Source organism: Mucilaginibacter endophyticus (assembly GCF_003351025.1).
GTDB classification, from domain to species: domain Bacteria; phylum Bacteroidota; class Bacteroidia; order Sphingobacteriales; family Sphingobacteriaceae; genus Mucilaginibacter; species Mucilaginibacter endophyticus.
Genome location: NZ_QPCG01000002.1, coordinates 247,831 through 265,861 on the forward strand (window position 1 = coordinate 247,831; position 18,031 = coordinate 265,861).

The following is an 18,031-nucleotide window of genomic DNA, read 5'->3' on the forward strand; positions in this document are numbered from 1 at the left end:
AAAATCATTTGCTCATAGGGGTAAAATGATCCTGGCGTGTTTCAGGAGAAATTTTACTAAAATGAACAGGTTATCTTCCTTATTACTATTACTTATTTTGCTGATAACGGGTTTAAAAGGTGCGGCCCAGGTTAAGTCCGGTGAAACAATCTTTACCCAAACTATAAAAGGTAACATTATTGAGAAAAGCTCGAAACTCACGATGCCGGGTGTTACTGTAAAAGTTGTTTCTGTACACCCCGAAAGAGCAGGTATTACCGATGCTAATGGAGTTTTTCATATAACACAGGTGCCCATTGGCAGGCAGATAGTTGAGATTAGCTACGCCGGCTTCAATAAAGTGGTATTATCAGATGTGTTGGTGACAACCGGTAAGGAAATAGAACTGAATATTGAACTGGAAGCGACTAATACACAACTTAACGAAGTTGTTGTAAGCGCGACATCAAACAAACGACCCATTAATTCAATGGCAATGGCCAGCGGCAGGTCATTTTCGCCCGAAGAAACCAACCGTTATGCAGGTGCGCTTTTTGATCCTGCGCGTATGGCGCAGGGATTTGCCGGTGTGGTAGCCGGCGGCGACAATAATGAAATTATTGTTCGGGGCAATTCACCTAAAAGCTTGCAATGGCGGCTGGAAGGAATTGAAATTATCAGTCCCAATCATTTTAATAATGAGGGTTCGGCAGGTGGCGGGGTAAGTATGCTTAACTCAACCGTAATAGGCACTTCGGATTTTTATACAGGGGCGCTTGCTGCTGAATATAACAACGCCACGGCAGGTGTTTTTGATCTCCGCTTCAGAAAGGGCAATATAGATAAGCGCGAATATACCTTTACCGCAGGTGTATTAGGACTTGGAGCCACCATGGAAGGGCCGTTTATTAAGGGTGGCAACGCTTCTTATTTAGTGAGCTATCGTTATTCAACACTCGGGTTGCTTAAAGCTGTAGGCGTTGATGTATCTGATTCGGGCGTTCCACAATATCAGGACTTGTCCTTCAATCTTGTTTTCCCAACAAAAAGTATCGGTACATTTTCTGTATTTGGCGTAGGCGGGACCGGCAATGTAAATACCGATGCCAAACGTGATACCACCAAATGGGATGAACGGATGGATTCATACGATCTCCGCTATAATTATAAAGCCGGAAGCGTTGGGCTGAAGAATATTTACATTGCTAATAACAGGCTTAATTTCAGCAATATTGTGTCTTTCTCCGGGAGCCGTAATGCATCAAGGGTTGATAGTCTTACATCTAAATTTCAACCGAGCCTGCTGCAGAAAAATCATTATGATAATACAGCTATTCGCTATGCAGGTGTAGTAAATTATCGTACGGGCGAAAACAACAATATCCGTGCAGGTTTAAATGCAGGATTTCTAACTTATAATTTATATGACCTGGAATATCAGCGTGACACCCATGATCTTAAAGAACTTCTAAATCAAAAAGGTGATGCTGCAACCTTTGATGGCTTTATACAAAACAAACACGAGTTTGGCAATAAGCTGAGTTTGAATACAGGGATCCATGTTAATTATTTCGACCTGAGCAAAACGTGGAGCTATGAACCAAGAGCCGGTCTAAACTGGCATGTAACACCAGATCAGGAGGTATCTTTAGCGGGTGGCGTTTACAGCAGACTTGAACCATTATCTTTTTATTTTGCTAAAAGTGCCGAATCAAATGACGCTGTAAGCACCAAACTTTCACCAACTAAATCAGCGCAATTGGTGCTTGGTTATGAAAAGCTGTTTTCCGGTCACCTGAAATTTAAAACGGAGGCATATTATCAGCATCTGTATGACGTACCTGTATCCAGCGATCCAGCCAATAATTTCTCGGTGCTAAACGTATCTGATAATTCAGCTATCAGCGGTACAGATTATCATTCGCTGGTGAATAAAGGAACGGGCAAAAACTATGGCATTGAGTTTTCAGTAGAGCGGTCATTAAACAAAGGGTATTATTTTATGATCACCTCATCTGTGTTCAATTCAAAATACAAAGCCCTGAGCGGACAGGAGTTTAATACCACCTTTAATACCCAATATGTAACCAATTTAGTGGCAGGTAAAGAGTGGGCTACAGGGCCCAATCATAAAAACCTGTTCGGTTTAAACGGAAAGGTTATTTACGCGGGCGGACGAAAGTATACACCTATTTTAGTTGATGAAACCTTTCAGCGTGACGAGCAGGTAATTGATCAGTCCAAAACCAACACATTAACGGCCGATCCCTATATTCGTGTCGATTTCTCGGTCAGTTACAGGATCAACAGTAAAAAAGTATCGCACTTTTTACTGCTTGATATTCAGAACCTGCTTAACAGACGTAATAACGTTGGTTTATTTTATAACCAAAGCAAGCGGATAATTGAAAAAAATAAATGGATAGGCATACTTCCAACCATTAATTATCGCATTGAGATTTAATAAAATGTTAACCCAAACTGATCATATTTTGGATTTAAATAACGAACAAGTAATCCCGCTGCTGCTCTCGGGCGATGAAGCCACCTTCGAAAAGGTGTATAAACACTTCATCAGGCCATTGCACGTGTATGCCATCTCCATTTTAAGGGATGAAGATACGGCGAAAGGGATGGTACAAAACGTTTTCATGCGGCTTTGGGAACGTAAAGAGCGGTTGAATATCTCCGGCTCAATAAAGGCTTACCTGTACGGGGCCGTGTACAACGAATGCCTTAATAACCTCAGGCATCAAAAAGTAAAAATAAATCACCAGCAACATGTAGTGTATATGACGAAGGATAAAGTGGACGAAGGCACAGGCATGGAGCTGCTTGACCTTAAAGAGAAATTGCAACAGGCCCTTAATGATCTGCCTGAAAAATGCCGTACTGTATTTCAGCTAAGCCGGTTTGAGGACTTAAAATATCAGGAAATTGCCGACGAGTTAGGCATCTCTATAAAAACAGTAGAAAACCAGATGGGCAAAGCCCTTAAAACATTGCGGTTCAAATTAGTTGATTACCTGCCGTTATTCATTTGGGTTATTAGCAGGGCTTTTAATATTATTTAAGATGATGGACGAATTATTAACCAAATACATGCTGAACGAAACCACGTCGGTTGAGAATGAAACCATCAACCGCTGGCTTAGCGAAAATGACGATAACAGGAAGTACTTCGATCATTTTAAACTGATCTGGAATACAAGCCGCGAACTTAAGATTGAAAGCAAGCTTGATCCCGAAACCTCATGGGCCGAATTTAAACAGTTGGCACAAAGCAGGAGCGAGGCCTCTGTAAAAATTAAAACGCTGAACCCCGTAAACCGCTGGCTTAAAATTGCCGCTGTATGGCTGGTAATATTAGGGAGCGCAGGCGTATTGTATACTATATTTAAACCTGCCAAGGCCAATATGCTTACACTGCAAAGCGGCAATGTGGTACGTAAGGTTATTTTATCGGATGGCTCGCTTATCACTATGAATAAAAACTCGGTATTGCATTATCCGGATAAGTTTACCGGGGATACCAGGGAAATCTCATTAAAAGGAGAAGCCTTTTTTGATGTAGCCCATGATAAATCAAAACCATTTATGATTCACGTGAATGATGTGGTTGTAAAAGTGGTTGGTACGTCATTCAATATCAAGGCTACAGGCCCAAACACGGAGGTTATAGTTGAAACCGGCGTGGTACAGGTAATTCAGCAAGAGATTGTAGTGAAGCTAAAACCTAAGGAGAAAGCATCAGTACAAAATGGCCGTATGCAAAAAGGGAACAGCCAGGACGAGTTGTATAATTACTACCGTACGCAAAAGTTTGTGGCTAATAAAACACCGCTGTGGCGCTTGGTTGATGTGCTTAACGAGGTCTACAAGGCGAATATCGTGATAGATAATAAAAAACTGGCTAACAGAACAATAACAACCACATTCAAAGCAGATTCGCTCGATGGAATATTAGATATCGTAAGCAAAACCCTTGGCGATGTTAAAGTGATCAAAAAACCTCATCTCATCATAATCAAAAACTGATGGAAAAGAAACTAAACATATTATTTTATATCATGCTGGTATTGGCGGGCTGTCTGCTCATTACCAATGCACTTGCACAGGATAACCTGAACCGTACAGTAGCGCTTAATGTTAAACAAAAAAAGATAGCCGAGATCCTGACCATTATCGGCGAAAAAGGGAAGTTTTATTTCTCGTACAGCAATGATGTCATTAAAACTGATAGCGTAGTTAGCATGACATCTTCAGGTCAAACTATCAAAAGCCTGCTTGATGAACTGTTTCACGGCAAGGTTGATTATAAAGAATCGCCGGGGTATATTATACTCCGGCCTACTCCGTACAGGTTGAGCCTTGTACCGGATACGTTAGCTGGGCCCGGTAGTGTTTATTATATAAGTGGCTACGTGTATGATGATATAACCGGCAAAAAACTTTACAATGCCAGCGTGTATGAAAGAAATTCCCTCGAGTCGACACTTACCGATCAGAACGGACATTTTCAGCTTAAAATAAAAGCCAATGGCATGATCACGCTTAATGTAAGCAAGGAACTTTATCGTGATACCAGTATCAACCTTTTAAGCAACGTAAATGTATCAATAAAGCCGCGCGAGTACTATTATAGTGCGGATGCAGCAAATTCAAAATCAGACAGGAGTTGGCTCGGCAGGATATTTCTTTCATCAGGGCAAAAAATACAGAACCTCAACCTGGGCGGGTACCTTTCAACAGTTCCGGTACAGGCTTCGCTTGTGCCAAGTTTGGGGAGCCACGGTATCATGAGCGGGCAAATAGTTAATAACTTTTCGTTCAATCTTTTAGGGGGATATAACGGAGGCGTTAATGGCGTTGAGCTTGGCGGGCTATTTAATATTAACAAGCAGGATGTTAAATATGTTCAGGCAGCCGGTCTTTTCAATGTTGTGGGAGGTAATAGCAAAGGAGTTCAACTGGCTGCCGTAAGTAATAATGATCAAAAAAATATGACCGGTATTCAGGCAGGGGGTATTTATAATATGGTAAAGGATAGCCTTAAAGGTGTACAGCTTGCCGGGGTCTTTAATCATGTAAACGGCAATGCCAAAGGTTTCCAGGCGGCCGGTATTTGTAATTACACTCATAAAAACAATACGGGTTTTAGTATTGCCGGGATAGCAAATGTCACAGGTAATGAAGCAAGCGGAATGCAGGTAGCGGGAATTTTTAATAAAGCCCGTGTAATAAAAGGCGCTTCATTTGCGCTGGTGAACATTGCCGACACTCTTGATGGCTATGGTATTGGTTTGATAAATATATCCCGTAATGGTTATGCTAAAATTCAGGTATACAGCAATGAAATCACCACTGCCAACATCGCTTTTAAATCCGGTAATGCCAAGCTGTATTCTGTATTATCCGGAGGCGTTAATTTTACTGATAAGCATACATTTTACAGCGCTGGCTGGGGTTTAGGACACGATTTTATTTTTAGCAACAGTCTGTTTTTATCTGCCGAAGGATCAACACATTTATTGTTTGCCAAAGGTTGGAAAAATCAAAATCAAATAAACCGGGTAAGCGCTTTATTGAATTTTAAAGCGGGTTCAAAAGTTGGCTTTTTTGCAGGCCCGTCCTTTAACCTTTATACCAACTATGGCGATCATCCCGGAGATAGTGATATTCAGCAAATCATAAAAAACAAGTCGGGTTTGATTGATTGGGGTAACCGTACAAAAGGATGGATTGGCTGGTCGGCAGGTATTACCATATTGTAAGTTTGCGGCAAGATGTTCAATTTTGTGTGATAAAAATCATCGTATGAAAAAACTCCTGTTCCTCATTTTATTATGTGTTTCGTCAGCTTGCTTTGCACAGGAAGCCAACAAAGACATAACTTTTTTAAACCCTGTTACAGTCGGCAAGCCCTTCGGATATTCACACGCAGCAATTATCGACTTAGGTAAAAACAAGATGGTCATCATGTCGGGCCAGGTTGGTTTGGATAAAGATGGCAAGCTTGCCGGCAACGGCGACCTGACCAGCCAGACTGAGCAGGTATTTACCAATATCAAAAACATAGTTGAAGCTGCCGGCGGCTCCATGAATGATCTGGTTGAGTTGAATTACTACCTGATGGATGCATCACAGGTTCAGTTGGTACGCAATATCAGGGATAAGTTTGTAAACACCAAACAGCCACCGGCAAGTACACTGGTACAAGTGAGCAAGCTTTTTAGAGATGATATTTTAATTGAGATAAAAGCGACCGCAATTATCAGGAAAAGGTAAGACGATAATAACAAAGACTTACGAAGTTTTGGAAACTTCGTAAGTCTGAATAGTCGACTACTTTTTATTAGTTGCCCTTGTAGTTTTTACCTGGGCAGCGGTAACGCCACTTGCCTTATTGCCAAAGCTGTTGCGCACGTACGTTAACACATCGGCAATTTCCTGATCCTTCATAAAATCATGCGCAGCCATGGTATTTGAATAGGTTTCACCGTTTATCTCTACGTCTTCATCAAAGCCATTAAGCACTATTTTAATAAGCTTGTTTTTGTCGCCCAATACATAGGTGGTTTTAACCAATGGAGGGTTCATATGTGGCACGCCCAAGCCATCTGCCTGGTGACAAGCCACGCAATATTGAGTAAAAAGCGCCTGTCCTCTGGTTATGGATGTCTTAAAACCGGCAGCTGGTTTCCTGGCTGCCGGTTTTTTATGTTTGGTTTGCGCTTGCGAAGCAAGGCTTGTAAATACTATGATGAATAATAGCAGAAGGGCTTTTTTAAAGTCCATTGTTATTTTTTATAAGTGATTTTGTAAATATTTCCGGCCACATCATCAGTAACATACAGCGAACCATCAGGGCCTTGTGCTAAACCGCATGGACGGTGGGCTGCAGCCCCTGAAGCCGTATTCGCTGCAGAACCCGAAAAGCCATCAGCAAAAACTTCCCACTGGCCATCAGGCTTACCATCTTTAAATGGCTGAAATACTACAAAGTAACCTGCCTGTGGTTCAGGTGCACGGTTCCACGATCCATGGAATGCTATGAAAGCGCCATTTTTATATTTTGCCGGGAATTGATCGCCGGTATAAAATAACAAGCCATTTGGAGCGAGGTGACCGGGATAAGCAGCAGCCGGGTCAATGGCATCTTTTCCACCTTCAATTTTGCCATCACCACCATACTCAGGCATTAACATTTTTTTATGCTGTTCCTGGTCATAATACATGTAAGGCCAACCGGCATTATCTCCTTTTTTCAAAGCGTACATACATTCGGCAGGCAAAATAGACGATTGTTTTGCAGTAAAATATTGAGGATAAAATTCATAAAGCTGATCGCGACCATGCTGCATTACAAAAAGCTGATTGTTTTGCTGGTTCCAGGTGATGCCTACAACATTACGTAAGCCTGTGGCATAACGCACTCCATCACCATAATGCTGGTTCAACTTATCGGCCTTAAATTGCCAGATACCACCAGCCGAATCTAAAATAGGGCAGCCCTTTTGACCAGGAGAGCCTTTTTTACGATCTTCAACCTGGCAGGCGTTTGAATATGCACCAATATTAACGTAGATATTGCCTTCATTATCAAGCGTAATGGCTTTTGCTTCGTGCTCATGACGGCTGATAAGTCCGGTTACAATTTTTTCAGGCTGATCAGGGTTGATCACTTCACTTTTGTCATTCAGTTTATAACGAAAAACCTCTTCATCTGATGACGCGTACAGGTAACCATTTTTGATTGACATACCGGTACCACTATACGCACCAAAACTGTTTTTAACAGAAGCTTTGCCACCTTCTTCGTGCAGCATTAATATGCCCTTGTTGTTCTTAACGTTGGTGAGCTTTACGTAAATATCGCCTTGCGGGGTAATCGCAATGTGGCGTGTACCACCAAGTTTTTCGGCAATAATGCTGGCGCTAAAGCCCTCAGGAGTCTTAAGGCCGGCGTTCTCTGTTGTCGAAGCAGGTGTAGAGGTGCTGTCGCCGGTTTTTTTTGAGTCGCTATTGCTTTTACAGGCTGTAAAAAACATAAAGCTTCCCATAACTGCTATAGGCAGCATGGAACGTAATAAGTTGCGGTTTTTCATGGTAACTGATTAAAGATTATCAAATTAAGTAAATATACCTATAATCCTAAAATCTGTTTTGTAGTATTAAAGTGACAGTGTGTTTTTTATTTAAACATCATAACCTTAATAAAATTCGGTGGCAATAGATTGCAATGTCCGTTTCTTAGAATAAAATTTTACAAAAGTAGTCATGTGTAAAATATAGTATCAATCAACTAATGTTTTAACACATAAAGCAACGTTTGATTAAACCATCGCTAAAATCTATCGTCCTAACTGTATAAAATTTACAATTATGAAGAAGTTAGTCATATTATCAGCAATAGCAGCCGGAAGCTTATTTATCAGCAAAGCCAACGCTCAGGTATCTATACAATTTGGCATTAATATTCCGGCACACCGCGTTTATGTACCAACTTCTCCGCCGCCACCTCCACCAGTAATTGAAGACGAGCCCGTTTACGATGATAACGTAAATGTTAGCGATGATGATGATTACTACTATTTACCAGAGGTTGAGGCTTATTACAATGTAGGCACAGGATGTTACTATTATAATGACGGTAGTCGTTGGGTAAGCTGTGCTTATCTGCCTGGCGCTTACAGAGATTACAACTGGCGTACCGCTGTACGTTACGAAGTGAGGGCTCCTCGTCCGTTTATGCATCACGATTATTATAGGCAAAGGTGGGGCGGTTACATGGGCGACCGTGGTAACTGGGGCCATCGCTTTGACAGAAGACCTGCTAACGGTTATGCTTATCGCCCCGGCTGGGGTGGTGACCGTGGCGGATGGGGTAGAAGGCCTAATCCGTATGATAACCGTGGTAACTGGGACAACAATGGCAGAGATAATCGTGGCTGGGGCAATCGTGATAATCGTGGCAACTGGGGTAATGGCAACAACAACCATGACAACCGTGGCAACTGGGGCAATGGTCAGCAACCTAATAATGGCAATCATGATAATCATGGCAATTGGGGCAATGGACAACAGCAACAACAAAATAATGGCGACCACGGCAACCGTGGCAATTGGGGCGGCCGTCCATCAAACGGCGGTGGCGGATTTGACAGGGGTAATGGCGGCGAACGCTTTACCCAAAACGGAAATTCAGGCAGAGGTATGCGCAGGTTTTAATATTCTAACTCCCTATATATTAACTGAAGAGTCGCCCGTTATGGGCGGCTTTTTGTTTTATAAGCATTTACAGCATTCAGAGCTTGTTCTGCCTGTATTAAACTAATAAGCAAAATAAACCATTTATTATCTACTAAACCTGTTTAGCATTACCATTAATATTATATATTTGGTTTAAAATACTAAGCTCTTGAAGAAAAAATTATCTATAGTTGACATTGCCAATAGCCTGAATATATCTAAAACCACGGTTTCTTTTATCCTTAATGGCCGTGCGCAGGAAAAACGTATTAGCGATGAATTGGTAAAGCGCGTGCTGCAATATGTAAAAGAAGTTGGCTATAAACCCAATTCGTTGGCCAAAAGCTTGCGTACGGGGAAATCAAATATCATAGGCTTATTGGTGCAGGATATTTCCAATCATTTCTTTGCTACCATAGCCCGCCGCATCGAAGATCTGGCTTATCAAAGCGGTTATAAGATCATTTACAGCAGTACAGATAATGACACACAAAAAACCCAGGAGCTAATAGCCATGTTTCGCGACAGGCATGTTGACGGATACATTATTACTCCTCCCGATAATATCGAAGAAGATATCAGTGACCTGATCAAAGATGGTTTCCCGGTTGTGCTTTTTGACCGGTACTTGCCTAAAGTGGCTACTGATTATGTGGTGGTTGATAACCTCTTCAGCACGTTTAATGCTACACAATACCTGATTGATAAAGGGCACAAAAACATTGCTTTCATAACTTACAGCTCTATCCAAACCCAAATGATAGAAAGGCTTGAAGGTTATGAAAAAGCCATACGCCAAAGTAAGCTAAAACCTCATATTATTGAGGTTGATTTTCACGCGACTGACCAGGAGATACTTAAGCTGATACTCGATTTTTTTGAAAGCCATAAAGATGTTGATGCTATACTATTCGCCAATAATCACTTGGGCAAGTGCGGATTAAAGGCTACCAGAAAAGCGGGCAAAAACGTTCCGGGCGATATCGCCTTGATCGCTTTTGATGATTATGAACTTTTTGAGCTGTACACTCCGGCCGTTACCGCTATAGCCCAGCCAATTGATGAAATAGCCGATAACGTGATCAAACTTTTGATGGAAAGGCTGAATGCCACAACTCCCGAAGAAAAAAATCAGCACATAACACTTGCCACTGAACTAATTGAGCGGGATTCATCAAGGTAAATAACTATTTTGCATCACCAATAAACCCGGATTTCGCGTGATGAAAAGAGCCTTTACTTTTTTATTGTTGGCCGCATTTGCAGCCAACGTATTTGCCCAGGGCAGTGTTTTGAAAAATGCCGACCCTGCATCTGCAAAGTTTTCGCCCGAAAGGCTAAAACGGATAGATGCTATGATTGAGCAGAATATCGATTCGGGATATGTAAAGGGGGCCGTCGGCTTCATAGCCCGCGATGGCAAAATAGTTTACAATAAGTCATTCGGACTGGCCGATGAAGATCAAAAGCGGTTAATGACCAGCGATGCTATCTTTCGTATAGCATCGCAAACAAAGGCTATTACCAGTGTAGCCGTCATGATGCTTTTTGAAGAAGGAAAATTTTTACTGGATGATCCGATCTCCAAATATCTCCCTGCGTTCTCGCATCCCACAGTGGTTGATCAGTTTAATGATAAAGATAGTACATACACTAGCGTTCCGGCAAAAAGGGAAATAACCATTCGCGATCTGTTAACCCATACCTCAGGTATCGAATATGCGCAGATCGGCTCGCCGAAAATGAAAGCTATTTATGCCAAGGCAAGTATCCCGGCAGGTTTTGTGGCAGATAAGATATTATTGGCCGATGCCATGAATAAACTTGGCCATTTACCTTTATTACATCAGCCGGGCGAACGCTGGACATACGGAATGAACATTGATGTACTGGGTTACCTTGTAGAAAAAGTATCCGGTAAAAGTCTCGACCAGTTTTTTAAAGAGCGCATCTTCGCACCATTGGGAATGAATGACACTTACTTTTACATCCCAACTGCCAAGCAAAACAGGTTGGTTGCAGCTTATACATTTGATAAAAATGGTCATATCACCAATTGGAGTAAAGCTACTTTTCCGGCGTTTGATGTGAATTATCCAAAGGCTAATGGCACTTATTACGCCGGTGGCGCGGGCTTAAGCTCAACTGTAAAAGACTACGCAATTTTTTTGCAGATGTTACTTAACGGAGGTATTTATAACGATCAGCGTCTGCTGGCCCGCCATACGGTTGAACTGATGACCACCAATCAAATAGGTGATCTGAATATCAACCCTGACAAGGACAAATTTGGCTTAGGCTTCGGTTTAACATCTCAAAACAGCTCTGCAAAATTAGGCATTAGCGAAGGCTCATTCGCCTGGGGTGGTTTTTATGGTACGTTATATTGGGTTGATCCGAAAGAACACCTTGTTTGCTTACTGTTTGTACAGAACTGGCCTTTCCCTCACAACCAAATCCAGGATAAATTCAGGGCCATGGTATACCAGGCTCTGAACGATTGACTTATCAGTCCGGTTAAGGCTTGGTTTTAAATATTGCCTGGTATGTATTTTCTTTTCGCAGATATTAAAGAATACGTAAAAATACTTATTATAAATGGGTGAAAACACGCATTGTATCTTAAAGAAATGAAAAGTATTTTAGACTATTAAATAGCTGATTTGTAGTTATTTAATTAGGCGCCATTTTGAACTTGGGTTTTCGACACCATTTTTCAAATTAATCTTAAACCTTATCTCATGGACAACGCACCTGTACCATCAAACACAACTGAGCCCGGAACAACATCAGCTGAAACTGTTGCTAGCAATGAAATCTCAACACGCGGAAAAATTACCGCCGGTGTCTTACTGATCGCCTCTATAATAGCAGCGGCAACAATCGTGGTTGCTTTTTGGCCGGACAAGCTACCACCCGCTGGCAAACTTGCACGATATCGATATAAGGCTTTTAATATCACGCTATTGGATAGTTGCCAATGTAAATCATCGTCTTACGAAGACTTAATAAAGAAAACTGCCGGTAAAGTGGTTTTCAAAAAAGATTCGACAAATAAAGATTCCGATAAAGTTAAAGTTGCAACATTAAAATTGTTTCTTCAAAAAGCCGATTCTTTGAAAAAGAATGGATGTGAAAAAGTAAAAATTGATTTTAACGACACCATTGATTTTAACACCATCATACTAATACTGGTGGCTTCAGCAGGCTTTTTAGGTAACATGATCCACATTACTACCTCTTTTACTGCTTTTATTGGTTCGGGCCAGTTTAAACGTAGTTGGGTGTTATGGTACTTTGTTAAACCTTTCACGGCGGCCGCGCTGGCTATGATAATGTACTTTGTATTCAGAGCCGGATTTCTCAGCTCTGCCGACCCTGGCAATAACCTGAATATCTACGGTGTTATGTCAATGGCAGCTTTCGTTGGTTTATTTACCGATGCGGCGACCGAGAAACTAAAAGAGGTTTTCAAGACCTTGTTTAGTACCAAAGATGATCGCCCTGATAAGATGAAACCTGATGTGAAAATTTCGGTATCCTCGGTAAAGCCTGAAAAAATCAGTGTTACTACTCCTAATAATTTCATAATAGCTGGCGAAAATTTAGATAAAAGGAAATTAGTTATCAGTATAAACAAGGTAGTAATACCTGCCGGGGATATTGTAATCGCTGATAAATTAATCCATTTTACCTTTACCGTTCCAGCCGATCAAATTCAGCTTACAACCTTTACACTTCTTATTGTTGATGATGCAAACATCGAGGTCTTTAAAAAGGATCTTGGGGTTTAACAATGAAGAAGGATGTAATTTGCTGATTAATTATTCAACTGGCTTGGCGCTATGTATCAAATAAGCTAATATGAAGAATTGAATTATTTCAGATCGTCTTTTAAAACCGCCCAAACATTGTCAGCAACAATTTTGGCACCCTGAGTTGTAGGATGGATACCGTCGCCCTGGTTAAGTGACGGTACCCCTGCTACATCCTTCAGCAGAAAGGGAACCAGTTCCATTTTATTTTTAGTGGCAAGGGTTGGAAATACACTTTTAAATTTATTGGAGTAATCCGCACCCATGTTTGGTGGTACCTGCATGCCTAACAAAACAAGTTTGGCATCGGGGTATTTTGATTTTACTTTATCAACTATAGATTGCAGGTTCTTAGCTGTTTCGCTCACAGGGATCCCGCGGAGACCGTCGTTTGCGCCAAGCTCCAGTACAAAAACATCAATCTTTTGCTTCAACAGCCAGTTAATCCGGCCGTTGCCGCCCGCTGTAGTTTCCCCGCTGAGGCCTGCATTTATAACTTTGTACGGTAGTTTCAATGAATCAACCCGCTTGCTGATCACTCCCGGAAAAGCATCCGCAGGGTCATCAAGGCCATAACCGGCAGTAAGGCTATCGCCAAAAAACAAAACTATTTTCTTGGAAGCAGAATCAGTTTTTACAACTTCGGTAGCTGCTTGGTTTTGATCGTTGTTTGATGATTTAGCACCGTTGCCACAGCCTGCAATAGTGAGGGCAGTAAGCAAAATGCCGGATAATATAACTCTGTTCATATAAAATAAATACAACGCGCTTAGGCGTTTGTTCTTAAAATTTCCAATGGTGGTTTGTTTAACACGCCGCGGCTATTCAATAAGCCAATAATAACGGTTAACAAACTCACAATCAAAAATAGTACAAGAGCCGGTAATACGTTAACACTATATGGTATTTCAAAGCTATATTTTGCAAGGAAATATGTACCGGCAAACGCTATCAGGATACCGGTTAATGCAGATAAGCTACCTAAAAACCAGTATTCCAATGCGGTTATGGTAAATATTTGCTTACGGCTGGCCCCAAGGGTACGCAATAACACACTTTCCTGGATGCGCTGGTATTTGCTGATGCGTACCGACGCTATCAGTACTACGATACCCGTTATAATACTAAACGCGCTCATGAAACGGATAACGTAACTGATTTTGCTCAGCAGTTCATCAACAACGCTTAAAATTAAACCCAGATCGATGATCGAAACATTGGGATAAGTTTTTACTACCAGTTGCTGAAAAGCGGCCGATACCTTGTTTGATGGCACATGCGTCATCAATACATGAAATTGTGGCGCGTCTTCCAGTACTCCTTTAGGGAAAACAACCTGGAAATTAGTCTGCACTTTGCCCCAGTTAACCTTGCGGATACTGGCTACATAAGCCGGCATTTGTACGCCTTGCACGTTAAATACTATTTTATCGCCAATTTTCAGATTGCCCCGTTTGGACAGGTTTTCTTCAACAGATACAGGGATTTCCTTTGACGGATCTGCCTGGCCAATCCATTTACCATCCAATAATTTTTCTGACGAGGTTAATGAATCCCTGAATGTTACCCGGTATTCCCAGGCAAAAACACCGTGTTGTATCTTAATCGTAGTGTCTTTAGTGAGATCGGCAGCTGTTTTGCCGTTAATCTGCTCAATACGCATGGTAACAATAGGTACCTGCTGTAATACAGGCAGCCCTTGTTGTTTGGTCAACTGAACAACGCCTTTTTCCTGACTGCTCTGGATATCAAACAAAATCATGTTTGACTGATTGCCGCTACTTGAAAGATTTACCTGCTGCACTAACAGCGTTTGCACAAAATAAAGCGTGCAAATGAACATGGTGCTTAAGCCGATGGATACTATAAGTATAATGGTTTGGTTATTGGGACGGTATAAATTGGCAAAACCTTGCCGCCATAAATAGCTCCACGAACCTTTTACTATTGCTTTAGTGATACGCATCAGTAACCAGGCAGTTACTGTTAGGATCATAAACGCGATGAGGATCCCCAGCGTGAACAGAATACTGCCCATAATGCTATCCAATTGCAAATAACTAAAAGCTATTACAAAGATCAGTATCAGCAAATATACCAGCCAGCGTAATGGATCACGCCGTCTACCGCTTTCATCTACCGACATACGGAGCGTGTTAAGCGGCGAAATATTCCTTACAGATATTAAGGGCAATAGAGCAAACAGGATAGAGATGATTACACCCAACAAAATACCCTGGCCTATGGCCATCCATGATATTTGCACCGAAATGGTAAAAGGTAGAAAGTCCTTAAATACCAGCGGCAATAAATGCTGAATGGCCGTACCTAAGATTGCTCCCGAAACAGAGCCGATAATCCCGATCCCGATAATTTGTATTAGGTAGATCAAAAACGCCTCGGAAGATTTTACACCCAGGCAGCGCATAATGGCTATCGACGCAATCTTTTCCTTTACATAAATATGAATAGCGCTGGCAACACCTACACAGCCCAGCAGTAAGGCAACAAAGCCTACCAGTGATAAAAAACGGCTCAGGTCGCCAAAGGCACGGCCGGTATTGTCTTTTTTTGTTTCGATGGTTTCAAAGCGCATCCCGGCCTTGTCAAGTACAGGGTCAAGGTTTTTGCTGAGCTTGTTTACGTTTACCGAAGAATTGAATTTATAGTAAAAACTGTAATTAACCCGGCTACCAATTTTTATAAGCCCTGTTTGCTCCAGGTATTGCATCGGAATATAAACTACAGGCGCAATCCCTGCCATAACACCACTTTGTCCGGGTGCTTTATTCAGGATGCCGGCAATCTGGAAATTCAGGTTACCTACTTTAACTGAGTCGCCCACGCGGGCATTAAACTGCAACATCAGGGTTTTATCAACCAAAGCCATCCGCCCTTTTTTGAACGTAAGCCCGGCTGCTTCCGGAGTAGTTTCTAAAGTGCCATAATATGGGAAACCTCCCTGTAAAGCCCTGATCTGTACAAGCCGGGTGCCATTGGTGCGTGGAAAATAGAGCATCGATGCAAAACTCCGTTCCTGTGAGCGCTCGTCGCCCATGGAATCGAGCATGTGCTTTAACTGATCATCTACAGGTTTATTGCCGGAGATTGCCAAATCTGCACCAATCAGTGTAGCTGCCTGATCGTTAATATCATTTTGCACGTTGTATTTAAAGGAGTAAATAGCCACCAATGCAGCTATCCCAAACACAATGGCCGATATAAAAAGGAATAACCTTGATCGATTACGCCTGCTATCGCGCAGGGCCATCCGAAACAGCCAGGGGATATTTATCTTTCTTTTAAAATCAATATTATTATCCATTAGCTTATGCGTTAATGGTTTTTTCGTCGGAGATTAGTTTGCCACCTTTGATCCGGATGATGCGTTGGGTTTTGGCTGCCAGTTCAGGGTCGTGTGTAACTACCACAAGTGTAGTGCCGGCTTCTTTATTCAGGTCGAAGATGAGTTTGATCACTTTATCGCTGGTTTCGGCATCGAGGTTTCCGGTAGGTTCATCCGCAAAAAGGATGCGTGGCGCATTTGAAAAAGCACGCGCCAGTGATACCCGCTGCTGTTCACCGCCGGAAAGCTGGAGTGGGTAATGATGACCGCGCTCTGAGAGGCCTACTTTATCTAAAAGATCCAAAGCCCTTGCCCTGATATTTTTTTCGCCCCGGAGCTCAAGAGGTACCATTACATTTTCAAGCGCAGTTAGGGTAGGCAGCAACTGAAAATTCTGAAATATGAAACCCACATGCTGGTTCCGCACCTGCGCGCGCTGATCTTCGGTAAGGTTACTCAAATTTATGCCGTTGAGTTCAACTGTACCTGATGTTGAACGGTCAAGCCCGGCACACAAACCAAGCAAGGTGGTTTTCCCGCTGCCTGAGGGGCCAACTATAGCGTTGGTTGAACCTGCCGCTACCGAAAAGTTTATTTGATCGAGCACGGTAAGCGTACGACCGGCACTTTGATATGTTTTACTTAGATTGGAGATATTGAGGATATTGTCCACAGGTATTTTTTTATGGTATAGATACGAAAAAGCCGGGGTTGTTACCAAGCCCGGCCATTGAATGTTCAAGTATTATGCCATCTTTACTTTTAGCTGACATTGGGTTTAGAGCCGGTTATCGTGTGTTGAGAATTGGATAATCGTACTCTTTAAATTTATACTTTATCGGTCATTATATGCTCATACATCTGGTCGAAAGGTTTATTTTTCAGCTCGATCGCTAACGATGAGTTACGTTGTTCGCAATATTTAAGCATCTCGTAGCAATCAATTAAAATTTCATCGTCGATGCCTTTAAAGGTCATTTCAACTACTTTGCCCGATATTTTATAATATTCATCCAATGCCGCAAGTCCTTTCTGGTTTACTTTGATAAGCTTGGCGCGCTTATCATCAGGCGATGTGCGTTCATCTATTTTCTCTTCGCGGATAAGCCGGTTTATGACTTCCATACCGGTTGTTGTTTCTGCGAACATATAATTAATCAGGTCGCTTTTTCTTACTTCCCCCAGGTGGAGTAAACCATTCAGGTAATAAAAGCTTTCGGCAGGAGGGATGCCTATATAATTCACTGCCGACCGGAAATAAAGTGAATAAGCACTCAATATACGACCAAGTGTTTTAAGCAGGTAAGCACCGTTCATAATGCGTTCGCCTTTTTTACCGGCTTGTTTGGGCTTAGGACGTTGTTTTTGCAGATAATACCTGCAAAAGGCCTCCACGGTAGGTTGCTCGCTTACTTCTTCAAAAGCTGCCCATTCTTCAACTAATTGTACAACTGGTTTCATTTTATTCCGGTTTGGATGTAAAATTAAAAATTTATTTCTAAAATGTTTTAATTATTCCTAAATAGAAATATATTTGTTGAGATATATCGAAATAGAAATATATAGAAAATAAGCAGCGCTTGCAAATCCTTCTGATTTATTTCGATAATTTTAAATTGAATAAAAATGTTTTCGCCGG

The 18,031-nt window shown here is 41.7% G+C and carries 15 protein-coding genes; 9 read left to right on the plus strand and 6 right to left on the minus strand.

All coding sequences use genetic code 11. The annotated features are described in order from the left end of the window. The first annotated feature begins 61 nt into the window (after nt 1–61). Genes DUL71_RS08515 through DUL71_RS08535 form a run of 5 tightly spaced genes read left to right on the plus strand, consistent with a single transcriptional unit; the run spans nt 62 to nt 6,267 of the window. Nucleotides 62–2,443: a TonB-dependent receptor gene (locus DUL71_RS08515; protein ID WP_114937705.1), complete on the plus strand. Its 2,382-nt coding sequence runs from the start codon at nt 62–64 to the stop codon at nt 2,441–2,443. Nucleotides 2,444–2,447: 4 nt separating this feature from the next. Continuing rightward, nucleotides 2,448–3,053 (plus strand): RNA polymerase sigma-70 factor, encoded by a 606-nt coding sequence (locus DUL71_RS08520; protein WP_114937706.1) that lies wholly within the window; start codon nt 2,448–2,450, stop codon nt 3,051–3,053. A 1-nt stretch (nt 3,054) separates the two neighbouring features. After that, nucleotides 3,055–4,017, plus strand: a complete 963-nt coding sequence (locus DUL71_RS08525) for a FecR family protein (RefSeq protein ID WP_114937707.1) — start codon at nt 3,055–3,057, stop codon at nt 4,015–4,017. Further along, on the plus strand, nt 4,017–5,753 hold the full coding sequence (locus DUL71_RS08530) for a carboxypeptidase-like regulatory domain-containing protein (RefSeq protein ID WP_114937708.1): 1,737 nt from the start codon (nt 4,017–4,019) through the stop codon (nt 5,751–5,753). The genes DUL71_RS08525 and DUL71_RS08530 overlap by 1 nt, the downstream gene beginning before the upstream one ends. Nucleotides 5,754–5,796: 43 nt before the next feature. Further along, nucleotides 5,797–6,267 carry a RidA family protein gene (locus tag DUL71_RS08535; RefSeq protein ID WP_114937709.1) on the plus strand — a complete coding sequence of 157 codons (471 nt, stop codon included), beginning with the start codon at nt 5,797–5,799 and terminating at the stop codon, nt 6,265–6,267. A 57-nt stretch (nt 6,268–6,324) separates the two neighbouring features. On the opposite strand, the gene DUL71_RS08540 is transcribed toward DUL71_RS08535, so the two are convergent. Both DUL71_RS08540 and DUL71_RS08545 read right to left on the minus strand, forming a co-directional pair. Beyond that, nucleotides 6,325–6,777 carry a c-type cytochrome gene (locus tag DUL71_RS08540; protein WP_114937710.1) on the minus strand — a complete coding sequence of 151 codons (453 nt, stop codon included), beginning with the start codon at nt 6,775–6,777 and terminating at the stop codon, nt 6,325–6,327. 2 nt (nt 6,778–6,779) lie between these two features. Then, nucleotides 6,780–8,087, minus strand: a complete 1,308-nt coding sequence (locus DUL71_RS08545; protein ID WP_244228724.1) for a PQQ-dependent sugar dehydrogenase — start codon at nt 8,085–8,087, stop codon at nt 6,780–6,782. 277 nt (nt 8,088–8,364) lie between these two features. On the opposite strand from DUL71_RS08545, the gene DUL71_RS08550 reads away from it, so the two are divergent. From DUL71_RS08550 to DUL71_RS08565, 4 genes are all read left to right on the plus strand, one after another. Then, nucleotides 8,365–9,210 carry a hypothetical protein gene (locus DUL71_RS08550; protein WP_114937711.1) on the plus strand — a complete coding sequence of 282 codons (846 nt, stop codon included), beginning with the start codon at nt 8,365–8,367 and terminating at the stop codon, nt 9,208–9,210. 190 nt (nt 9,211–9,400) lie between these two features. Further along, the gene (locus tag DUL71_RS08555) at nt 9,401–10,414 is read left to right on the plus strand and encodes a LacI family DNA-binding transcriptional regulator (RefSeq protein WP_112566639.1); all 1,014 of its coding nucleotides are present in this window, start codon (nt 9,401–9,403) and stop codon (nt 10,412–10,414) included. Nucleotides 10,415–10,454: 40 nt separating this feature from the next. Continuing rightward, nucleotides 10,455–11,735, plus strand: a complete 1,281-nt coding sequence (locus DUL71_RS08560) for a serine hydrolase domain-containing protein (RefSeq protein WP_114937712.1) — start codon at nt 10,455–10,457, stop codon at nt 11,733–11,735. 237 nt (nt 11,736–11,972) lie between these two features. Beyond that, nucleotides 11,973–13,025 (plus strand): hypothetical protein, encoded by a 1,053-nt coding sequence (locus DUL71_RS08565; RefSeq protein ID WP_114937713.1) that lies wholly within the window; start codon nt 11,973–11,975, stop codon nt 13,023–13,025. 83 nt (nt 13,026–13,108) lie between these two features. On the opposite strand, the gene DUL71_RS08570 is transcribed toward DUL71_RS08565, so the two are convergent. The 4 genes from DUL71_RS08570 to DUL71_RS08585 form a co-directional block, all read right to left on the minus strand. Beyond that, entirely contained in the window at nt 13,109–13,795 is a 687-nt protein-coding gene (locus tag DUL71_RS08570; protein ID WP_114937714.1) for an arylesterase, read from the minus strand. A gap of 20 nt (nt 13,796–13,815) precedes the next feature. Then, on the minus strand, nt 13,816–16,371 hold the full coding sequence (locus DUL71_RS08575) for an ABC transporter permease (protein WP_208645506.1): 2,556 nt from the start codon (nt 16,369–16,371) through the stop codon (nt 13,816–13,818). 4 nt (nt 16,372–16,375) lie between these two features. Further along, nucleotides 16,376–17,065, minus strand: coding sequence for an ABC transporter ATP-binding protein (locus tag DUL71_RS08580; protein WP_114938503.1), 690 nt, complete (start codon nt 17,063–17,065; stop codon nt 16,376–16,378). A 155-nt stretch (nt 17,066–17,220) separates the two neighbouring features. After that, entirely contained in the window at nt 17,221–17,853 is a 633-nt protein-coding gene (locus DUL71_RS08585; protein ID WP_114937715.1) for a MarR family winged helix-turn-helix transcriptional regulator, read from the minus strand. Nucleotides 17,854–18,031: the final 178 nt, after the last annotated feature.